At 65.7% G+C, this 21,524-nt stretch carries 16 protein-coding genes and 1 other RNA gene; 14 read left to right on the forward strand and 3 right to left on the reverse strand.

Annotated features, from left to right (window positions below; translation table 11 throughout):
* Positions 1–27: 27 nt before the first annotated feature.
* Positions 28–2,487 carry a putative bifunctional diguanylate cyclase/phosphodiesterase gene (locus tag ACYX4S_RS03275; RefSeq protein WP_476361876.1) on the reverse strand — a complete coding sequence of 820 codons (2,460 nt, stop codon included), beginning with the start codon at positions 2,485–2,487 and terminating at the stop codon, positions 28–30.
* A 154-nt stretch (positions 2,488–2,641) separates the two neighbouring features.
* Here ACYX4S_RS03275 and ACYX4S_RS03280 point away from each other — a divergent pair, with 154 nt between their 5' ends.
* From ACYX4S_RS03280 to ACYX4S_RS03295, 4 genes are all read left to right on the forward strand, one after another.
* Positions 2,642–4,021, forward strand: coding sequence for a class II fumarate hydratase (locus ACYX4S_RS03280; RefSeq protein WP_476361877.1), 1,380 nt, complete (start codon positions 2,642–2,644; stop codon positions 4,019–4,021).
* A gap of 146 nt (positions 4,022–4,167) precedes the next feature.
* The gene (locus tag ACYX4S_RS03285) at positions 4,168–4,866 is read left to right on the forward strand and encodes a TerB family tellurite resistance protein (RefSeq protein WP_293724497.1); all 699 of its coding nucleotides are present in this window, start codon (positions 4,168–4,170) and stop codon (positions 4,864–4,866) included.
* Between the two features lie 27 nt (positions 4,867–4,893).
* On the forward strand, positions 4,894–5,655 hold the full coding sequence (locus ACYX4S_RS03290) for a peptidoglycan recognition protein family protein (RefSeq protein ID WP_476361878.1): 762 nt from the start codon (positions 4,894–4,896) through the stop codon (positions 5,653–5,655).
* Positions 5,656–5,866: 211 nt separating this feature from the next.
* Positions 5,867–6,367 (forward strand): lytic transglycosylase domain-containing protein, encoded by a 501-nt coding sequence (locus ACYX4S_RS03295; protein ID WP_293724501.1) that lies wholly within the window; start codon positions 5,867–5,869, stop codon positions 6,365–6,367.
* A 30-nt stretch (positions 6,368–6,397) separates the two neighbouring features.
* Here the strand turns inward: ACYX4S_RS03295 and ACYX4S_RS03300 are convergent, their stop codons facing one another.
* Both ACYX4S_RS03300 and ACYX4S_RS03305 read right to left on the reverse strand, forming a co-directional pair.
* Positions 6,398–7,054 carry an FMN-binding negative transcriptional regulator gene (locus tag ACYX4S_RS03300; protein ID WP_476361879.1) on the reverse strand — a complete coding sequence of 219 codons (657 nt, stop codon included), beginning with the start codon at positions 7,052–7,054 and terminating at the stop codon, positions 6,398–6,400.
* A 6-nt stretch (positions 7,055–7,060) separates the two neighbouring features.
* The gene (locus ACYX4S_RS03305) at positions 7,061–7,780 is read right to left on the reverse strand and encodes a pyridoxamine 5'-phosphate oxidase family protein (protein WP_476361880.1); all 720 of its coding nucleotides are present in this window, start codon (positions 7,778–7,780) and stop codon (positions 7,061–7,063) included.
* A 93-nt stretch (positions 7,781–7,873) separates the two neighbouring features.
* Between ACYX4S_RS03305 and pdxR the strand changes: the two genes are divergently transcribed.
* The 10 genes from pdxR (at position 7,874) to ftsW (ending at position 21,520) form a co-directional block, all read left to right on the forward strand.
* Positions 7,874–9,352 carry a MocR-like pyridoxine biosynthesis transcription factor PdxR gene (gene pdxR, locus ACYX4S_RS03310; protein ID WP_476361881.1) on the forward strand — a complete coding sequence of 493 codons (1,479 nt, stop codon included), beginning with the start codon at positions 7,874–7,876 and terminating at the stop codon, positions 9,350–9,352.
* A gap of 32 nt (positions 9,353–9,384) precedes the next feature.
* Positions 9,385–9,779, forward strand: an RNA gene (gene rnpB / locus ACYX4S_RS03315) — RNase P RNA component class A.
* A gap of 424 nt (positions 9,780–10,203) precedes the next feature.
* A complete protein-coding gene (gene mraZ / locus ACYX4S_RS03320; RefSeq protein ID WP_293724509.1) occupies positions 10,204–10,656 on the forward strand; it encodes a division/cell wall cluster transcriptional repressor MraZ in 453 nt (150 codons plus the stop codon).
* Positions 10,656–11,690 (forward strand): 16S rRNA (cytosine(1402)-N(4))-methyltransferase RsmH, encoded by a 1,035-nt coding sequence (rsmH, locus tag ACYX4S_RS03325; protein WP_476361882.1) that lies wholly within the window; start codon positions 10,656–10,658, stop codon positions 11,688–11,690. Before mraZ ends, rsmH begins: the two co-directional genes overlap by 1 nt.
* A gap of 5 nt (positions 11,691–11,695) precedes the next feature.
* On the forward strand, positions 11,696–12,055 hold the full coding sequence (ftsL, locus tag ACYX4S_RS03330; protein WP_293724513.1) for a cell division protein FtsL: 360 nt from the start codon (positions 11,696–11,698) through the stop codon (positions 12,053–12,055).
* A 4-nt stretch (positions 12,056–12,059) separates the two neighbouring features.
* The gene (locus ACYX4S_RS03335) at positions 12,060–13,772 is read left to right on the forward strand and encodes a peptidoglycan D,D-transpeptidase FtsI family protein (protein WP_293724515.1); all 1,713 of its coding nucleotides are present in this window, start codon (positions 12,060–12,062) and stop codon (positions 13,770–13,772) included.
* A 79-nt stretch (positions 13,773–13,851) separates the two neighbouring features.
* Positions 13,852–17,859, forward strand: a complete 4,008-nt coding sequence (locus ACYX4S_RS03340; protein ID WP_476361883.1) for a UDP-N-acetylmuramoylalanyl-D-glutamyl-2,6-diaminopimelate--D-alanyl-D-alanine ligase — start codon at positions 13,852–13,854, stop codon at positions 17,857–17,859.
* A 13-nt stretch (positions 17,860–17,872) separates the two neighbouring features.
* The gene (gene mraY, locus ACYX4S_RS03345) at positions 17,873–18,958 is read left to right on the forward strand and encodes a phospho-N-acetylmuramoyl-pentapeptide-transferase (protein WP_293723485.1); all 1,086 of its coding nucleotides are present in this window, start codon (positions 17,873–17,875) and stop codon (positions 18,956–18,958) included.
* A gap of 4 nt (positions 18,959–18,962) precedes the next feature.
* The gene (gene murD / locus ACYX4S_RS03350) at positions 18,963–20,363 is read left to right on the forward strand and encodes a UDP-N-acetylmuramoyl-L-alanine--D-glutamate ligase (protein ID WP_476361884.1); all 1,401 of its coding nucleotides are present in this window, start codon (positions 18,963–18,965) and stop codon (positions 20,361–20,363) included.
* Entirely contained in the window at positions 20,363–21,520 is a 1,158-nt protein-coding gene (gene ftsW, locus ACYX4S_RS03355) for a putative lipid II flippase FtsW (RefSeq protein WP_293723490.1), read from the forward strand. The genes murD and ftsW overlap by 1 nt, the downstream gene beginning before the upstream one ends.
* Positions 21,521–21,524: the final 4 nt, after the last annotated feature.

Here is a 21,524-nt window from a genome sequence, read left to right on the forward strand (position 1 = left end):
CGTGCATGTTGGGCCCGGCGGGGCCTGCTATCCGGCACGCCCCGACTTGCGAGAGGGACCCGGCGCCTCCTGGTTCGTCTCACCGACCTGTTCGAGAAGGGCGCCGTGGGGGATCTTAGCTGTTTCGTCCTCCAGCCGTATCGCATCCGGTGTCTCTGCGCTCGCCTGCGGTTCTTCCTGACCTGTCGGGTCGTCCGCGCGAATGGGCTCGCGGGCAGGCGTTGAGCCGGCATCCGCAGTCATGTCCGGATCCGCGAACGCGACTTCGCCGTCCGTCTCGACTGTAGGCCGGGAGGCGGATGGGGTCAGGAGGACGGAGGACGCGCGCCGGCTCTGCAGGAAGTTGCGGTTTTCCTCCTGCCTGCGCAGCGCATCGGCGCTGGCACGGGCGTCGGAGAGGTCCAGCGGACGACCGAACAGGAAACCCTGCACCTTGTCGCAACCGGCCGCGCGCAGGAGCATCGCCTGGTCCTCGTTTTCCACGCCCTCGGCAGTGATCGTGACGCCGAGGGATCGGCCGAGCCCGACGATCGAGGCAATGATCGCGTCCGTGGTCGCATTGCGCCCGAGTGTCGCGACGAAGGAGCGGTCGATCTTGATTGTGTCGAAGGGGAAGCGCGAAAGATAGCTCAGGCTCGAGTAGCCGGTACCGAAGTCGTCCATCGCAATGGAAACGCCCATTCCGCGCACGGCGGTCAAGGTCTTGACCACGGCTGAGGTGTTCGAAATCAGCAGGCTTTCCGTGATCTCGATTTCGAGACGCTTGGCATCCAGGCCGCTTGCCCGCAGTGCTTCCGCGACGCGCTGCTCCGTCATGCCGGCCTTGAACTGTGCCGGGGACACATTGACCGAGACCGTAAGCGTGCTGTCCTCCCAGGCGGCGGCCTCGATGCAGGCGTGACGCAGTACCCAGGTGCCGATTTCCTCGATCAGTCCCGCTTCTTCCGCGATCGGAATGAAAACGGCAGGCGAAATGGTGCCCCGCTCCGGGTGTTCCCAGCGCAAAAGCGTTTCATAGCCGGTCAGCTTCAGATCGTTGAGACTGAACTGTGGCTGGTAGAGCAGGCGGAACTGGTCGTCGCGAAGGGCCTTGCGCAGGTCGTGCTCAAGCCGGCGACGCTCCTTGGCCTCCGCGTCCATGTCCGGCGTGTACCATACGAAGGTGGAGCGCCCGCCTTGCTTGGCGCGATAAAGGGCAAGGTCGGCGCAATGCAGCAGTCGCGATGCACGCCAGGCGGAGTCGGAGGCCTGGGCAATGCCCATGGAGACCGAGACGGGAATGTCCTTGCCGTCGATGCGGGTCGGCATTTTCGTCGCGGCGACCATCGTTTCCGCGAGCCGGGTCGCGCTGGCATGGTCACTCTCCGCCGTCAGCAGGACCGCGAACTCGTCGCCGGACAGCCGGGCCACGAGATGTCGCGAGAATACCGTGCTCATGCGATCCGCGACAACCTGCAGGAACAGGTCGCCCGCGGCATGGCCGTGGGTGTCGTTCACGTCCTTGAACTTGTCAAGATCGATGAGAATGACAGAGATGCTGCTCGCTTTGGCATGAGCAAGACGCAGGGCTTCCGTCAGCTTGGTGTTGAAGACCGTGCGGTTGGGAAGTCCCGTCAGGGCGTCGTGGTGCGCAAGGAACTGGATCGTCTTGCTTGCCTTGAGCCGGTCACGGAACCTCAGCCAGACGAGAAGGGCGGCAAGGCCCGTGGCCACGAACAGCATGGTCACCATGATGGCGACGCCGAGCTGAATGAGATTGGTCAGGAACGCGCCGGTCGTCTTCTGGTCGTAGGACAGGATGAGCGCGGCGACGAGCTTGCCGTTGGCGTGGACCGGGACGGCGATCAAGGTCATCTTGTCCGCGCTACCGAGTATCGACAGCGACGAGGGGATATCCACGACCGGCCCATCGGCTTTGCGCAGGCGCTCCATGAGCGGACCGATGCGGGGGCTCGCGCGCCTCAGAACATCCGTTTCGTCGGTGCGGGCGATCTCGACCGGCTCGGATCCGGAAAGCACCATGACCCACAGTGGGTTGACGTCCTCGTGAGTGGTAAGATGCGCGGCGAAGTCGTCCACCCAGGCCACCAGACTTTCAGCGTGCGGGCCGTCGGGGACAGGTGACTTGGAGGGATGAGGAGAGGGCGTTTTGGAAGCGGCAGCCTGGGCGATGGGTTCTTGCGCGGATGGTGCCGTGCCGTCGAGCGAAGGACGCAGTACGGACGCCGTGCCTTCGGCCGGAAGGGGAGCAGCGAGGTCGGAAGCGGCTTCGGGAGCGGTGTCCGGCGCTTCCTCTGTGTGAGCGCCGATATTGCCCCGTTCACCGAAGTTCGGCAGTTCCCACGCGATGCGCTGTGCCGTCTCCACGGCGTCGCGGCTATAGAGTGCGTGGGAAAACAGCAGGTTCGCGGCGTGGATCGCGCCGGCAAACGCGACGACGATCAAAAAGCCGACAAGAACTCCTGCCAATGAACGAAACTGGCGCAAACTCGATCTCCCGCGTGGTACTCACCAAAACGCCACGCAACCGGGAGATCATCGCTTACCTAAGTTTCCATACCCTGAATCGTTGCCGTAAAGGCATGCCGGAAGACGAGGACGTTCGATGAGTGCGGACAGGACACGCAAGGAAACGGATTCCATGGGCGCGATTGAGGTGCCCGCGGAGCGTTACTGGGGAGCGCAGACCGAGCGTTCCCGACACCACTTCTCCATCGGGCGTGATCTTTTTCCGCTCGAGATCATCCATGCCCTGGCGCGCATCAAAGGGGCAGCGGCCCGGGTCAACGCGGATCTCGGCGTTCTGGACGAGCGCCGTGCAGCGCTCATCGAGGCCGCGGCTCGGGAGATCGTCGAGGGGCGTCTGGATGCCGAGTTTCCCCTGCATGTCTGGATGACCGGCTCGGGCACACAGGCCAACATGAACGTGAACGAGGTGATCGCCAACCGGGCGATCGAGGCGGCCGGTGGAACGCTCGGCTCAAAGGATCCGGTCCATCCGAATGACCACGTCAACCGGTCGCAATCCTCCAACGATGTGGTGCCGACCGCGCTGAACGTCGCGGCCGCGCTGATGATCGAGACCCGGGTGCTTCCGGCGCTCGATACGTTGCGCTCGGCACTTGCGGCGAAGGCCGAGGCCTGGCGCGATCTGGTGAAGATCGGCCGTACGCACATGCAGGACGCCGTGCCCATGACGCTGGGCCAGGAAATGGCGGGATATGTAGGCGTTCTCGACGACAACCGTGCGCGCCTGGTCTTCGCACGGGACGGGCTGATGCCGCTTGCCATCGGAGGAACGGCGGTCGGGACCGGTTTGAATGCCCCCGAGGGGTTCGATACCGGGGTCGCGGCGGCGCTGGCCCGGGAAACGGGGCTTCCCTTCGTGGCGGCGGGCAACAAGTTCGCCGTCATGGGGTCACACGACGCCATGGTGGCCGCCTCGGGCATGTTGAGAACGCTTGCCGTCTCCCTCAACAAGATCGCGAATGACATCCGTCTTCTGTCCTGCGGTCCGCGTGCGGGCTTCAACGAGATCCTGCTGCCGGAAAATGAACCGGGGTCCTCGATCATGCCGGGCAAGGTCAATCCGACACAGTGCGAGGCGCTTGCCATGCTGGCGGTTCAGGTCATGGGGCTCGACGCCGCGACCGCGCAGGCGGGGGCTGCTGGCATTCTGGAAATGAACGTCTACAAGCCCATGATCGGATCGAACGTCATCGATGCCTGCCGCCTGCTTTCCGACGGGATGGAAAACTTCGCGCGTTTCGCGGTCGAGGGAATGCGGGCCAACGAGGCGCAGCTCTCCGAAACGGTCGGCCGGTCCCTCATGCTCGTGACGGCGCTGACGCCCGAGATCGGCTACGACAAGGCTGCGGCAATCGCCCATCATGCCCATCATCACGGCATGACGCTGCGCGAGGCGGCGCTCGACCTGGGACATGTCGACGCGGAGACCTTCGACCGTATCGTGGACGCGAGCCGGATGACGGGGCCCATGCCGGATCTGACGCGACCGTGACACGCACAAAGAGGTTGCGCATGGGCGTGCGTCGGTGACGATGCGTGTCACGACGAATCGAAGCGGCGCCGAGGGGCGGGGAGTTAGGGCATGAGCGACAGGAGTGTTTCCGGCGGCATCGCGCGTCCGGTCTGAAAACCCGCCCCATGTCGATCTGGGAAAGAATAAGCGTCATCGTCCAGGCAATCGGTCAGAGCGGCATGGAGGCCGTCGACCGGCTGATAGGCTATGTGACCGCTCCTGGGGGCGGGCGCGGAGAGCGATCTGTCGCCTTCACCGTCGCGATGATCGCGCTCGCGGCAAAGATGGCCAAGGCAGACGGCGTGGTGACGGGCGACGAGGAAATCGCCTTTCTCGACGTGTTCGAGATTCCGCGCGGCGAGGAGCGCAATGTGGCGCGCCTCTTCAACCTCGCCAAGCAGGATGTCGCCGGCTTCGAGGTCTATGCGGCACGGCTTGCGGGCCTGTTTCCCGACGACATGGAAATCAGGGTCGACATCCTCGACGTGCTGTTCCACATCGCCAAGGCGGATGGCGTGGTTCACGAACACGAGGTCGCCTATCTTGCCCGCGTCGCGGAGATCTTCGGACTGGAGCCGCGAGAATTCGACCGGCTCCTGGCCCGACACACCCGCCAGGGGGCGGATCCCTATCTGGTTCTTGGGCTCGAGACGTCCGCCTCCAACGACGAGGCGCGTCGCCACTATCGCCGCCTGGTCGCGGAAAACCACCCCGACCGGCTGATCGCGCGAGGCGTTCCGGAAGAGTTCCTGCGCATCGCCAACGATCGCATGGCGGCGATCAATGCCGCCTATTCCAAGATATCCGCGGAACGCGGACTTTAGGGCGTGGCCCCGCAAACGAGATACGTCATGGCTCCCAGGACCGACACTTCCCTTCCCGCGCGCGTTCATCCCTCGCCGAACCACGGCGAGCGTCGCGAGGGCGCGCGCATCGACATGCTCGTTCTTCACTACACCGGCATGAAGGACGGGGAGGAGGCTGTCCGGCGCCTGTGCGACCCGCGTGCCGAGGTCTCCGCGCATTACCTCGTGCACGAGGATGGCTCAATCCTGCAGATGGTGCCGGAGGCGCGCCGCGCCTGGCACGCCGGCGAAAGCTATTTCGCAGGCGAGCGGGACGTGAATTCCAGCTCCATCGGCATCGAGGTCGTCAATCCCGGCCACGAATACGGCTACCGTGACTTTCCGGACGCCCAGATCGCTTCCGTGTGCGATCTGGCGAAGGACATTTGCGCACGTCACGAGATTCCCTCATGGCGGGTTCTGGCCCATTCCGACGTGGCGCCCGCGCGAAAGCGCGACCCGGGCGAGCTGTTTCCGTGGAACCTTCTGGCGGCAGCGGGCGTTGGAGATCATGTGGATCCCGAGCCGGTCACCGGAGGGCGCTATCTCCAGGAAGGGGATCAGGGGCAGCCGGTCGAGGCGTTGCAGTCGATGCTGGCGCTCTACGGTTTCGAGATGGATATCGACGGCCGGTTCTCCGACCCGACCCGACTGGCCGTCGAGGCATTCCAGCGCCACCACCGCCAGACCTGCGTGGACGGGATCGCGGACATGTCCACGATCATCACGCTGCACCGCTTGCTGTCGCTACGTCCGTCCGCCGAATGAGGCAGGCCCTCGTCAGGCGTGCGACACGGTTTTGCCGCATTGCAGCATAAGCTGCCCCGGTCCCGCCAAACATCTCCGAATGTGCCGCAAAACACCCACATTTTACCGGCGTTTTTGTAATATTTCGTGACCTGCGGGGACAGATTTTCGTCCTAACGCAGGGTCATACACCCGCCCTCAAGACAAGCACGGAAACTTGAAGGTCGGGTACATGATGAATTCTTCCCTCGCGCGCCTCGCCGGCGTCGTGTCGCTCGCGCTCGCTCTGGGCGCCTGTCAGACGGATGCGGTGAGCACGACGACGGTCGATCCTGCAATCCTTTCCGCAGGGGCGAAGGCTGCAAAATACGACGAGATCATTCGCACCGAAGCCAAGAAGCACGGCATTCCGATCAAGCTTGCCCGGGCCGTGGTGAAAGTGGAAAGCAACTACAATCCGCGTGCCCGTGGCCGGCATGGCGAGATCGGGCTCATGCAGATCAAGCCGCAGACCGCGCGTGGCGTCGGATTCCGCGGCAGCGCCAAAGCGCTCTACGATCCGAAGACGAACATCACCTACGGAATGCTCTATCTCGCCGGAGCGCACGAGCGGGCCGGTGGTGACACCTGCGGCACGATCCTGCGCTACAACGCGGGACACTACGCCAAGCGCATGAACCGCGTAAGCAAGGCCTACTGTTCGAAGGTCAAGCGGATCATGGCGAACTCCTGACGGACGAACCCGTCAGGACAGGGCCGCATCCTAGGTTTTTCCGGAGGCACCAGCATCGGGAAGGCCGGCCTGTGCGAGAGCGGCAAGGCTTGTCGCGTCGGCGGTTCCCTCACGGCCCAGGCCGTCGATCATGCCACGTCGGTCGGCTTCGCTCTTGGCCTGGTTGAGCTTCCAGACGCCGGACAGCTCGCTCACCTCGAGTTCGAGGCCGACGATGCCGCGCATCATGGCGGCAATGTAGTCCTGCGGCGCGTCGCCGACCGCCCAGGGCGCCTCGCGGCCGCTCTCGTGGTCGGCGGTGAGGGCGTCGAGCATGGCGCGCAGCTTCTCGGGATCTTCCACGAGGCGTAGCGTTCCGCGCGCTTCGACAGCCACATAGGCCCAGGTCGGAACGCTTTTTCCTGTTTCCGCCTTGGTCGCGTACCAGCCAGGCGACACATAGGCGTGCGGTCCCTGGAAGAGCGCAAGCGCGTCGATGCCGGAGCCGACCGCGCGCCAGTGCCTGTTGGCCCGGGCGAAATGCCCGGTAAGCACCAGCTTCCCGTCGTCCTTCGACAGCACCGTCAGCGGAAGCAACGTGGCGTGCAGCCCGTTCGTTCCGCTTGCCAGGGTCGCAAGGCCGATGCTTCGGATCGCTTCCAGAAGGACATCGCGGCGTGTCTCGCGGCTTTGTTCGATCGCATACATGCGTCCCTACGCCCCTGCTGTCTCGCGCGACGGTTTCAGGCAGGCCTCGACCGAGGCGGGCCGTTCGATGCCGTCTCGAAGGCGCGGGTCGTCCTGCACCCGCGTGACGGTTTCCCCGAGTGAGACAACGCCGGCCCAGACCGGCAGGTCGTAGTCCTCCTCATCGTCCTTGGGCGGCCCGTTGCGGGCCTTGAGGGTCATGTGCTCGAGTTCGAGCGCGAGGATGCCGGTTGCCGCATTCTCCTTCTCCGTCATGGGACGGATCTCCGACCAGCGGCCCGGAAGCATATGGTCCGTCAGTGCGACCAGGGCCTCCTCACGTTCCGCGGGCGCGGTCACCAGCCGCGCAGTGCCGTGGGCCATCACGCAGCGATAGTTCATCGAATGGTGGAACGCCGAGCGGGCGACCACGATGCCGTCCACAAGCGTGACGGTGACGCAGAGCGGGGCACTTTCCCTGTTGGCCTTGATGAACCGGGTCGCTTTTGCCCCGTGCAGATAGAGCGTCTCGCCGACCAGCGCATAGATCATCGGCACCACCATTGGCCGTCCGGCATCAATGAAGCCGACGTGAGCGACACGCCCCTCGCGCAGGACCGCAAATGCCGCATCGCGTTCCGGAACATCACGGTCGCGGACACGGGTGCGTGCCCAGGCCGGCGGGCGGGGGGGGGCCGGGGATTGGTCTGCATGAAGGGAGGCCGGGTGAGGAGGCGTGTGCGGCATGCGTTTCTTCCTTTTTTGACGGGCGCGAGTGTGTCACTAAACTGGTCCTCTTGAAGATCCGGTTTGTTTCAATTCCAGGAGGCCACTTTGCTGGTGGGACTTTTGACGCTCGACCGTGACAGTTCGGTGCCGCTTCCCGAGCAGATCTATCGCAGCACGCGGAGGGCCATCCTCGATGGCCGGCTGGCACTTGGCGGACGCCTTCCGTCGAGCCGCTCACTGGCGACCGGCCTGGGCGTGTCGCGCAATACCGTGAACGCGGCCTACGAGTTGCTGATGGCGGAAGGCATGATCGAGGTGCGGCCGGGCTCCGCGCCGCGTGTCGTCGATGGCGGTGAAGGCGTGGGAGATCTTCCGGGCGAGCTGTTACCCCAGGCATCCGCATCCGAACCGGTCCTGTCCGCGCGTGGTCAGGCAATGGCCTCCAACCCGTGGGGTGCGAGCGGACGGAGGCGTGGCGGCCGCCTCGAACCGGGAACGCCGGCGCTTGACTGCTTTCCCCAGGACGCCTGGGCGCGGGCCTTGCGTCGGGCCGCACGCCGGCTCAAGGGGCCTGAGCTCTTCTACGACCGGATTCCGGGATATGAGCCGCTTCGCGAGGTGCTGGCCTCGTATCTGGTGGAGGAGCGCGGCCTCAGGGCCTCCGCCGAGCGGATCATCGTGCTCCCCTCGACCCAGGCGGCGCTCTTCATGCTAGCGAGCGCGCTGACCGATCCCGGCGACTGCGTCTGGCTCGAGGATCCGGGCTACCTCGGGGCCCGAGCAGCCTTCCAGGCCGCCGGCCTCGATATCCGACCCATGCCCGTCGATGACGAGGGCGCGGATCCGCGCCGGATGCCGGATGGCCCAGCGCCGCGCCTCGTCTATGTAACCCCCTCGCACCAGTATCCCTTCGGGATGCGCATGCCGCTGCACCGCCGCCTGATGATGCTGGAGCGTGTTCGCGCTTGCGGCGGCCTCGTCGTGGAGGACGACTACGACAGCGAGTTCCTGTTCGAGGGGCGCCCGCTTGCCGCGATGCAGGGGCTCGGCGGGGAAGGCGACACGGTGTATCTGGGGACTTTCTCGAAAACCATGCTTCCCGGGCTGCGGGTCGCCTACATGGTTGTGCCACCCGCGCTCGCGGCACCGCTTGCCCGCGTGCAGAGGGTCACGGGCACCTTCGCCAATGTCGCCACCCAGGCTGCCCTCGCGGAGTTTATCGAGAGTGGCCACTATCGTGCCCACCTGCGCCGTATCCGCGAGGTCTACGCGCAGCGTGGTCGCGGGCTCGCCGAGGCATTGAGGGCGCGGCTCGGCAATCGGATCGTTGCAGCCGACCCCGTGGGCGGAGTGCAGATAGCCGTGCGTTTCAACATGCCATGCGATGACAAGGCGGTGGCCAGGCGGGTCAACGAGCGTGCGTTCGGCGTCGCGGCGCTTTCGGCCTATGCCCTGTCCGCCAAGGCGAGCGGCCTGGTGATCGGGTTCGCCGCCTTGCGTGACGGCGAGGCGGAAACATGCGCCGAAGCCGTTGCGGATGCCCTCGACAGGGAAACGGGAAATGCGCCTGCCGGACATGGAGTCGCTTGACCGGGGGGCTCCACCCGCATAGGTGTCGCGCGTCAGCCGGCCGGACGGCCGCTCCCGCAAGCGCGGAAACGCCGCGGGGGAGGAAAGTCCGGGCTCCATGGAAAAACGGTGCCGGGTAACACCCGGCGGGGGCGACCCCAGGGAAAGTGCCACAGAAAGCAAACCGCCACGGCCGAGGCCGTGGCAAGGGTGAAAGGGTGGGGTAAGAGCCCACCGCGCGACCGGCAACGGAAGCGGCACGGCAAACCCCACCGGGAGCAAAACCGAATAGGGGCGGCGTGGGGGCTGAAAGGTCCCCGGCGGTTCCACGCCAGTCGCCCGGGTAGGTTGCGAGAGGCGTCCGGCAACGGGCGCCCAAGATGAATGGCCGTCACGCGTGGCTTCGCGTCACGCCTTACAGAACCCGGCTTAAAGGCCGGCTGACACTCCTTCCCCATCATGCCGAGCGCACCAGTGCGCGTTGAACGCCCTTCAGGGGGCGTTCTTGCATTGTGCAAAACACGGATGGCCGCGGGCGCGTGCATGCCGTTGGCGGCAGAATCGCGGCTTTCCGCGATCTCTCCCTTTGGCAACTCATTTTTAAGCTTAACCGTGGATAACCTTTTGGGGGCACGCGAGAGGCGCGTGGGAAGGGGCTTTGACCATCCGATTCCGTTGACGCCCATGAGGTCCCATGGTATCCCAAATCATCCCGTTTCGAGTTGAGGCGGCTGGGCTGGAATGGCTCGCCGGGCCACTGCGTGGGGCCTGCGAGCGCGCCGTTCAGGTTGCGCGTTGCGTCGGATTTTCCAGGTGTCGGGAGAACATGTGTCGCCGGGCCGTGATGGCCGGGCATTGGGGCGAGAGAATCGATGTCCGGCTTCGTGTCGCACTACACAAATCGACTCGACGCCAAGGGGCGGGTTTCAATCCCGGCTCCGTTCCGACAGGCGCTCGCCCGCGACGGGTTCGAGGGTCTCTACTGCTTTCCCTCTCTTCACCAGAATGCGGTCGACGCCGGCGGACACCAGCTCATCGAGGAAATCGAGAAGCGCCTCAACGGACTGTCCACGCTGACGGCGGATCACGATGCGCTGTCCACGGCGCTGTTCGGTGCCAGCGAAACTCTCAAGATCGACGGGGACGGACGGGTGATGCTCTCCGAGATGATCCGCGATCATGCCTGTATCAGCGACCATGTGACCTTCGTCGGGCAGGGCTACAAGTTTCAGCTCTGGGAGCCGGAGCGCTTCAAGGCGCATCGGGCCGAGGCCATGAAGCTTGCCATGCAGGCGATCTCCCGCAGCACCGGCGAGGTGCAGTAATGGCGCGGGGAGACCATCACGTCGTTTCCGAGGAAGGTGGCGCGCCGCACGTGCCGGTCCTTCTGAATGAGGTGCTTGAGGCCGTTGGCGCTACCGCCGGCGAGACCGTCATCGACGGGACCTTCGGTGCGGGCGGCTACACGCGTGCGCTGCTGGCGACAGGCGCGGATGTGATCGGCATCGACCGTGATCCGACCGCGATCGAGGCCGGCCAGGCTCTTGTCGACGAGAGTGGCGGGCGGCTCCGGCTCGTTCACGGGCGTTTTTCGGGACTTGATGTTCATGCCGGGGATCTGGGCCGGGCGCCCGTTGATGCGGTCGTGCTGGACCTTGGCGTTTCGTCCATGCAGCTCGATCAGGCCGAGCGCGGCTTTTCCTTCCGTTTCGATGGTCCGCTGGACATGCGCATGGAGCGTGAGGGGCCTACGGCGGCGGATGTCGTGAACACGATGCCCCAGCGCGACCTGACCCGGCTGATCGGTCTTCTCGGCGAGGAGAAGCGGGCGTCTGCCGTGTCGCGTGCGATTGCCGAACGGCGCAAGAGCGAGCCGTTCTCGCGCACCGCCGATCTGGCGGCGGTGATCGAGAAGGTGGTCGGACGTCCGTCGAAGGGCAAGCAGATCCATCCGGCGACCCGCACGTTCCAGGCGCTTCGCATTCACGTCAACCGCGAGCTCGACGAGGTGGTCGAGGCGCTGGCGGCGGCCGAGCATGTGCTGAAGCCGGGCGGACGGCTGGTGGTCGTGACGTTCCATTCGCTGGAAGACCGGATCGTGAAGAGATTTTTTGCAGACCGCAGCCGAACCAGGGCTGGCGGATCCCGTCACATGCCGGAGGTCGACGTGCCGCCGGCGACTTTCGAGGTCGTCGGGCGCGGTGCGCGCGACCCGTCGGATGAGGAAATCGCCCGCAATCCCCGCGCGCGCTCGGCAAAGCTGCGCGCTGGCCGCCGCACGGACGCGCCGGCGCGGGACATCGATGGCGAGGCGCTTGGCCTGCCGCGTGTGGTGGCGGTCGAGCAGGTCGGAGGCTGACGGACATGGGTCGGATCACGAATGTCGTGCTGGCGGTGGGCGTCCTTGCCGCGGCGGCCAGCGTCTACAACATGAAGCACGATGCGGAACGCTCGGCGGAGCACGTGTCGGCGCTCCAGAAGCGCATCGACGACGAACGCGAGCGCATCCAGCTCCTGCGTGCGGAATGGAGCGTGCTCAACGATCCGAGCCGCCTGCAGGGGCTCGTCGAGCGTTACAAGGATCACCTGCACCTGGAACCGCTCAGCGTCGACCAGATCACGCGGATCGAGGATATTCCGATCCGCCCGGTGGAGCTTGAGCCCATCGACAGCAATGCGACGCTCGGTGGTTATGCCGGCAATGCCGCGCCGGTGGTGAGGTAGCGGCATGGCGATCACCGAGCAGCCGGTTTCCTTTCTTCAGCGCCGCGCCGTGGGCGAGCGGCGCATTCCGCGTGCGCCGTCGTCCCGTGCCACGCGGGCACGTGTCCATATGGCGATGGTGATGTTCACGCTGGTTTTCGTGGCGATCGCCAGCCGGCTCGTGATGCTGGGCATGAGCGAGGAGGCCCGCTCGGCGTCCTACATCTCCGCGCAGGACAGCGTTGCGGCAGCGCGTCCCAATCTTGTCGACCGCAACGGGCAGATCCTCGCCACAGACATCAAGACGGCCTCGCTCTACGCGGAGCCGCGCAAGATCATCGACGTGGACGAGGCGCTTGAAGGCATTGCCAGCGTGCTGCCGGAACTGGGCACGGACCGCGTGCGCGCGCGTCTCGCCAGCAATGCGGGCTTCATCTGGCTGAAGCGCGAACTCACGCCGCGACAGCGCAACCGCTTGCACGATCTCGGAATTCCGGGGATCGGCTTTCTGGAGGAGAACAGCCGCTTCTATCCCGGCGGCCCGACCGCGAGCCATATCGTCGGTTCCGTCAATGTGGACAACCAGGGCATCTCGGGCATGGAGCTCTCCGTCGACCGGGCATGGCTTGGCGACCTGCAGAAACTCGGCCTGACCAGCAATCGCTCGATGGAGCCCGTGGCTTTGTCGATCGATCTGCGTGCCCAGCATGTGGTGCGGGACGAACTGGCCAAGGCCATGGAGCGCTACAAGGCCATCGCGGCCATGGGCATCGTGCTCGATGTGGAAACCGGTGAGGTGATCGCGATGTCGTCGCTGCCGGATTTCGATCCCAACGACCGGTCCCAGGCGCTTGACCCCAACCGCATGAACCGCGCCAGCGGCGGCGTCTACGAGATGGGGTCCGTGTTCAAGGGCTTCACCGTCGCCATGGCTCTGGACAGCGGCAAGGTGACGATGGACGACATGTTCGACGCCACCCGTCCGATCCGTATCGGTGGGCGCACCATCAACGATTTCCACGGCAAGCATCGTCCGCTTTCGGTTGCCGAGACCTTCATCTATTCGTCCAACATCGGCACGGCGAAGATGATGCTTTCCGCCGGTATCGATCACCAGCAGGCGTTCCTGAAGAAGGTGGGCCTGACAACGCGGCTCGACACCGAGCTTCCGGAGGTGGCCACGCCGCTTCTGCCGCCCAAATGGAATGAACTGGCCGCGATCACGATCTCCTTCGGTCACGGTATCTCGGTGACGCCGCTGCAGACGGCGGTGGCGGCAGCGGCGCTCGTCAACGGCGGCGAACTGGTTCCGCCGACATTCCTGCCGCGTACGGCCGAGGAGGCCGCGTCGCTCAAGAAGCGTGTCGTGTCGGAACACACGAGCGCAATCATGCGCTATCTTTTCCGCCTGAACGTGCTGCAGGGCTCCGGCCGGCGCGCGAAAGTGCCCGGCTATCTCGTCGGCGGGAAGACCGGCACGGCGGAGAAGATCGAGGGCGGCCGCTATGTTTCCAACAAGCGCCGCAATTCTTTCCTTTCTGCCTTCCCGATGGACAAGCCGAAATACGTCGTGCTTGTCGTGATCGACGAACCCAAGCCGGAGCGCGAGGGCATTGGCGCGACGGCGGGCCTGAATGCCGCTCCGACCGTGTCGGGGATCATTGGACGCATCGCGCCCATGCTGGGTGTCCTGCCCAAGTTCGGGGACAAGACCGAGACGATATCGATTTCCTACTGAGCGGAGGAAGGCGGAACGGGGTCGCACCAATGTTCCGTATTGCTCCCGACGACGACGCAAACGGATATTGGCGCACATCATGCTGCTGAAGGACCTGACCGGCGACGCGGCGCTCGCCGCGACAGAACTCGAAACCGAAATCACCGGTTTGTCCGCAGACAGCCGAACCGTCGGCGAAGGCTATCTGTTTGCCGCACTCAGGGGCGCGCGCAGCGACGGGACCGACTTCATCGACGCGGCCTGCGACGAGGGAGCGAGCGCGGTCCTGGTGGCAGCCGATACGCCCTTCGACGTGCTCGAACGGGTCTCGGGGCGGTGTCCCGTTATCCTGAGCGACGACCCGCGGCGGGCGCTTGCCCTCATGGCCGCACGCTTCCATGCCGGCCAGCCGGAAAAGCTCGTTGCCGTGACCGGTACCAGCGGCAAGACGTCGGTTGCCGTCTTCACACGACAGATCTTTGCCTTCGCGGGCCTCGAGGCGGCGAGCCTCGGCACCATCGGCACGGTCACGAGCCGGGGGGCACACTATGGCGGGCTGACGACGCCGGATCCCATCACGCTGCATGAAACACTGGCGGAGCTCGATCGCGACGGGATCACCCACGCCGCTCTGGAGGCCTCGAGCCATGGTCTCGACCAGCGGCGGCTGGACGGCCTGAGGCTTTGCGCTGCCGGTTTCACCAACCTGGGCCGAGACCATCTCGATTATCATGCGAGCGTGGGCGAGTATCTTCAGGCCAAGCTGCGTCTGTTCGACACCCTGCTGGATCCGGGGCGCCCGGTCGTGGTCGAGCCTTCCGCGCCCTATGCCGACGCGATCATGGAGGTGGCGCGCGCCTGCGGGCATCCGCTGTTCACCGTTGGAGAGGGGGGCGAGGATCTTACGCTCGTCGATATCCGGCATGAAGGCTTCGAGCAGGTCCTGTCGCTCGAGACCTCGGAGGGGCCGCGCGAGGTGCGCCTGCCGCTCGCGGGGCGCTTTCAGGTGTCCAATGCACTGATCGCGGCGGGGCTCGCCATCTGCGCGGGTGTCGAGCGCGATGTCGCCCTGTCCGCGCTCGAACATCTTGAAGGCGCGCCGGGTCGCCTTGAGCGCGTCGGCGAAACCGATGACGGCGCTCTTGTCTTTGTCGACTACGCCCACAAGCCTGACGCGCTGGATACGGCGCTCGCGGCCCTGCGTCCCTTCACGAAGGGACGCCTCGTGGTCGTCTTTGGCGCGGGCGGGGACCGGGACAAGGGCAAGCGTCCACTGATGGGCGAGGCGGCTGCGCGTCAGGCGGACGTGGTGATCGTCACCGACGACAATCCGCGCGGGGAGGATCCGGCCGAGATCCGGGCCGAGATCCTCGCGGCGGCGCCGGGGGCGCTGGAAATTCCCGACCGTCACGCAGCCATCGAAGCCGCCGTCGGCATGTTGCAGGATGGTGACGTGCTCTGCATCGCCGGCAAGGGCCATGAGACAGGCCAGATCGTTGGCGACCAGGTTCTTCCGTTCTCCGATCATGAGGCCGCGCGGGCGGCCATCGCGTCCGCCGCCGAGGCCGCGCTTTTCGCCGCCGCATCCGAGGATACGGACGGGTCGGGCCTCGATCTTGATCTTGCCGGAGCCTTCGAGGAGGAGCTTTCCGCCTCGGCCGGCCTTGAGGCAGAGACCGATGAGGCGCAGGACGCCGCGTCCGGCGAGGAAGCCGAACCGGTGCTTGCCGACGACGATGACTTCGAGGCGCTTCTCGGCGAACTCGTCATGGAGGGACGTGAAACCTCGGTATCCGGGACCAGCGGCGAGGACGACCTTTTCGCGGACGAGGATGGCTCCACGCCGGATGAGGAGCCCATCGCCGCGCCTGCCCAGGAGCAGGAAACCGGGTCTGATGACACCGACGACACTGGCGACGATGCCCTCGACGTGCTTCTCGACGACATCGTGAGTGAAAGCTCGCCATTCGACGTGGCGGATGAGACGGTGCAAGAGGCCGCTCCCGAAACGGAGGGAGCATCCGCGCCGCTCGTGTCGCTCAGCGAGGATGACCTGTTGGCCGACCTCGCGGACGATCAAGGGGTTGGCGATCAGGAGAGTGTGGACGACGATCGCGCCGACCCTGCCGAGGCCGGGGCGGATGATGGTCATCCGGAGGCGGACGCCTTTGAGGCGGAACTGCTCGCGCTTCACGCCGGGTCTGAAAGCGAGCCCGAACAAGAGCTTGCGGACGCTACCGCCGAGGAGTCCACTTTCGAAGCCGAAGCCGAAGCCGAAGCCGAAGCCGAAGCCGAAGCCGAAGCCGAAGCCGAAGCCGAAGCCGAAGCCGAAGCCGAAGCCGAAGCCGAAGCCGAAAGTCTTGAGGACGAGGTGGTGCCTTCCGACGCCGAGGCTGCGGAAGCGCATGTGCCGCAGGACGAAGACGCGGACCTTGCCGATCTATCGGCTTCGGATGAAGCTCTTCCCGAGCCCGAGCCCGAGCCCGAGCCCGAGCCCGAGCCCGAGCCCGAGCCCGAGCCCGAGCCCGAGCCCGAGCCCGAGCCCGAGCCCGAGCCCGAGCCCGAGCCCCTGATTGCGTCTGACGGATCTCCATTTGTCGCGGCGGCCGCCGCTGCCGCCGTCGCCGGGCTTGGCGCGTCCGTTCCGGAAGCACTGGAAAGCGAGCCGGAAGAGGTCGACCCCGATCGCCCGCTGTGGACGCTTGCGGAGATGGTCGAGGCGACCGGTGGCGAGGCCGTCAACTGCAAGCGGGACGCGATTACCGGTCTTTCCATCGACACTCGCACGCTTGTCGAGGGGGACGCCTTCGTGGCGATTGCCGGTGACCGCTTCGACGGGCACCAGTTCGCGGGGGCCGCGATGGACGCCGGGGCAGCGCTTGCCATCGTGGCGCGCGAGAAGCTTGGCGAACTCCCCGGAACGGGGAGCTATCTGGTCGTCGAGGATCCGCTTGCCGCGCTGCGCGACCTGGCTCGTGCGGCACGTGCGCGCTCGCGTGCCCGCATCGTCGCCGTTACCGGGTCGGTGGGAAAGACAAGCACCAAGGACATGCTGAAGCTCGCGCTCGACCGCTCGGGCCTGTCCCATGCCCCGGTCGCCTCGTTCAACAATCACTGGGGCGTGCCGCTGACGCTCGCGCGGATGCCGGCGGCAACGCGCTTCGGCATCTTTGAAATCGGCATGAACCATCCCGGTGAGATCACACCGCTGGTCCAGCTCGTGCGCCCGCATGTGGTCATCATCACCACCGTCGGGCCCGTCCATCTGGAGTTCTTCGGCTCGGTGGAGCGGATCGCGCAGGCAAAGGCGGAGATTTTCCACGGACTCGAGCCGGGTGGTCTGGCGCTTCTCAACCGCGACAACGACCAATTCGACCTGTTGACCTATCTGGCGAAAACCGCCGGTGTCGAGCGGTTGGCAACCTTCGGGCGCGAGGGCATGGCGGACGCCAGGGCAGAAAATGTGTCCGCACAAACCGGCTGCACGTCCATTTCCGGCCACATCTTCGACAAGCAGATCACCTACAAGATCGGCGCGCCAGGCCAGCACCTGGTGACAAACAGTCTCGCGGTGCTTGCTGCCGTCGCCGAACTGGGCGGCGACCTGGCTCTGGCCGGGCTGGCCCTTGCTGATTTCCACGCTCCCAAGGGGCGGGGAGCCCAGGTCACACTCACCCTTCGCGACGGGGCAGCGACTCTGATCGACGAGAGCTACAATGCCAACCCGTCATCCATGCGCGCGGCGCTCAACCTGCTGGGTGAAACGCCCACGGGTCGCAACGGGCGCCGGATTGCCGTGCTCGGCGACATGCTCGAGCTGGGCGAAGCCGAAGGGCAGCACCACGCGGGACTGCTTGGGCCGGTGCGCGCGAGCCGTGCCGACCTGGTCTACTGCGTGGGTACGCGGATGCACGCACTTTGGGACGGCTTGCCGAAGCACCTGAAGGGCGCCTATGCCGAAGAGGCGTCAAGCCTGCGGCCGTTGCTCCTGGAGGAGCTGCGTCCGGGTGACGTCCTCATGATCAAGGGATCCCTCGGCACCCGGATGGGGCCGCTGGTCGACGCGCTGAGGCGCGAGTTCCCAGCTGACGACGATGGTGCCGAATAGGAACGCCGCAACGATGCTTTATTTTCTCGTCGAGTTTTCGGATCAGTTCTCCGCGTTGAACGTGTTCCGCTACATCACGTTCCGCACGGGCGGGGCGATCATGACCGCGCTCCTGTTCGTCTTCCTCTTCGGTCCGGCGATCATCAATTCCCTGCGCCTGCGCCAGGGACACGGCCAGCCGATCCGCGCGGACGGCCCGCAGAGCCATCTCCTGACCAAGAAGGGCACGCCCACCATGGGGGGCCTGATGATCCTGTCGGGAATGATCGTGGCGACGCTGCTGTGGGCGAACCTGACCAATCCCTACACCTGGATCGTTCTCGGCGTGACCGTCGGGTTCGGCGCCATCGGCTTCTACGATGACTACCTGAAGGTCACGAAGTCCTCCCACCGGGGTTTCAGCGGACGGTTTCGGCTCGGCTTCGAGTTCGTGATCGCGGGGCTGGCGGCCTTCGCCGTCACGCTTCTGGAGAGCGGGGCCGCGGGAACCTCGATCGGGTTCCCCTTCTTCAAGGACCTGACGCTCAATCTTGGTCTTTTCTTCATTCCCTTCGCGGCCTTCGTCGTGGTGGGGGCCGGCAATGCGGTGAACCTGACCGACGGTCTGGATGGTCTCGCCATCGTGCCGGTGATGATTGCTTCGGCGTCGTTCGGACTGGTCGCCTACCTGACGGGCAATGCCGTCTTCGCCGACTACCTTCAGATCCACCATGTGCCGGGTGCCGGCGATCTCGCCGTCCTGTGCGGCGCGGTGATCGGAGCGGGGCTCGGCTTCCTGTGGTTCAACGCGCCGCCGGCCGCGATCTTCATGGGCGACACCGGTTCGCTGGCGCTTGGCGGGATGATCGGCGCGATCGCGGTCGCGACGAAACACGAGATCGTGCTGGCGATCATCGGCGGACTCTTTGTCGTCGAGGCGCTTTCCGTCATCGTGCAGGTGGCCTCGTTCAAGCTTACCGGCAAGCGCGTCTTCAGGATGGCGCCGATCCATCACCACTTCGAACATCTGGGCTGGACCGAGAGCCAGGTTGTGATCCGCTTCTGGATCATCGCCGTCGTGCTTGCGCTGGTCGGACTTGCCACGCTGAAGCTGAGGTGAGGCAATGATCGCGGCGCAAGGCTTCAGGGACAAAACGGTTGCCGTCTTCGGCCTCGGCGGGTCGGGGCTCGTCGCCGCGCGCGCGCTTGTCGCCGGCGGAGCAAATGTTCTTGCCTGGGATGACGGCGAGAAGGGCAGGCAGGCCGCGGCGGCTGCCGGGATCCCGGTCGCCGACCTGTCGAGCGTTGACTGGTCCGGCATCGAAGCGCTGGTGCTGGCCCCCGGGGTGCCGCTCACCCATCCTGAGCCGCACTGGAGCGTGGTAAAGGCACGCGCGGCCGGCGTCGAGGTTATCGGTGACATCGAACTTTTCGAGCGCACCCGCGCGCGCGTCTCACCGGGAAGCCCGCTCGTTGCGATCACAGGCACCAACGGCAAGTCCACCACGACGGCGCTGATTTCCCACGTCCTGACCGCTGCCGGACGGGATGCGCAGATGGGCGGCAACATCGGCGTGCCGGTGCTGGAACTCGCGCAGCCGGATGAGGGGCGGATCCATGTTCTCGAATGCTCATCCTACCAGATCGACCTGACCCCGGGGCTCGCCCCGAGCGTCGGCGTGCTGATGAACATTTCGCCCGATCATCTGGACCGGCACGGGACGCTGGAAAACTACGCCGCCGTCAAGGAACGGCTCGTGTCCGCGAGTAGGACCTGCGTGATCGGCGTCGACGATGAACTGTCGCGCGCCGCTGCCGATCGCGCCGAGGGGCGAGGTCAGGAGGTGCTGCGCATCTCGACAAGGGGCCCTGTCCGTGACGGGTGCTTCTTCCGGGAGGCCACGCTTTTCGTGGCTGCCGGCGGTGTTGAGACCGAGTTCATCGACCTGTCTGGAATCGCATCGCTGCGCGGTGCGCACAATGCCCAGAATGCCGCCGCCGCAGTCTGTGTCTGCCGAACGCTCGGGGTGGCGGACGAGGCGATCCGCGAGGGGCTGCGCACCTTTCCCGGACTGGCCCACCGAATGCAGGTGGTCGGCCGCAAGGAACGGGTTCTTTTCGTCAACGACAGCAAGGCGACCAACGCCGATGCGGCCGAAAGGGCGCTTGCAAGCTACGAGCGCATCTACTGGATCGCGGGCGGCAAGGCCAAGGCCGGTGGCATCGCGCCGCTTCGTCCCTGGTTCGGGCGTATCGCGAAGGCCTACCTCATCGGAGAGGCCGCGCGGGATTTCTCGGACACGCTCGGCTCCGAAGTCGAGCATGTGGTCTGCGGAACACTCGAGGCCGCCGTCGCCCGGGCGGCACGGGACGCCGCTGAGGACAGCCACGAGGAGCCGGTGGTGCTTCTGTCTCCGGCCTGCGCCTCGTTCGACCAGTTTGCCAATTTCGAGGTTCGCGGCGAGGCTTTCGCCGACGAGGTCCTGAAGATCACCGGACACGCGCCGGGACAGGAGGTCGCCTGATGGTCAGCCGTGCAGATCGCAGCCCGTTCGCCGAGTGGCTCTGGACCGTCGACCGCTATCTGGTTGCCGGCTTTGTCGTGCTCATGGTTGGCGGCATCGTGCTGTCCTTCGCAGCCAGCCCGGCCGTGGCCGAGCGGCTCGATATCGACAGCTACCACTTCATCAAGCGCCAGGCGCTGTTTCTGATCCCGGCGCTGGTCGTCATGTTCGGCGTGTCGGCGCTCAGTCCGAGGCTTGTGCGGCGCGTGGCGCTTGCGGTCTTCGTGCTGTCTCTCGTGATGATGGTGGCGACGCTGTTCCTCGGCGTCGAGGCCAAGGGATCGCGGCGCTGGATCAGCTTCGTCGGCTTGACGGTGCAGCCTTCGGAGTTCCTGAAGCCCGCCCTGATCGTCCTGTCGGCATTCCTGCTCTCGGAGGCCGGGCGCCGGCCGGACGTGCCGGGCACGCTGTTCTCGATCCTGCTCTTCATCATGTCCGCGGCGCTGCTCATCGCACAGCCCGATTTCGGCCAGACGATGCTTCTGACCATCGTGTTCGGCGCCCTTCTGTTCCTCAACGGCCTGCCGTGGGTGGCCATCGTGCCGATCGGGGTTCTCGGCGTCGGTGGCCTGGTTTCCGCCTACCTGATGCTTCCGCACGTGCAAAGCCGTGTCGACCGGTTTCTCGACCCGGGTTCGGGCGACACGTTCAACGTCGACCGCGCGATCGAGGCCTTCGTCTCGGGAAGCTGGTTCGGGCGCGGCCCCGGCGAAGGCACCATCAAGCGGGTGCTGCCGGAAAGCCATACCGATTTCATCTTCGCGGTCGCGGCGGAGGAGTTCGGTATCGTCATGTGTCTTCTGCTCGTTCTGGTGTTCGGTTTCGTGGTGCTGCGCGGCTTGTCTCACGCGGCGCGCGAGGAGGATCCCTTCTCGCGTCTCGCGATCGCGGGGCTCATGATCCTCTTCGGCATCCAGGCCTGCATCAACATGGCGGTGAACCTGAACCTGATGCCGGCGAAGGGCATGACGTTGCCCTTCATTTCCTATGGCGGCTCGTCGCTCCTCGCGTCCGCGCTGTCCATGGGCTTCGTGCTTGCGTTGACGCGCCGGCGACCGCAGGCGTCCCGCCATGACAGTGTGATCGTCTCGCGCCTGTCCCCCTCCAGTCTGGCGTGAGGCG

It is taken from the genome of Stappia sp. ABD4_338 (assembly GCF_056312175.1).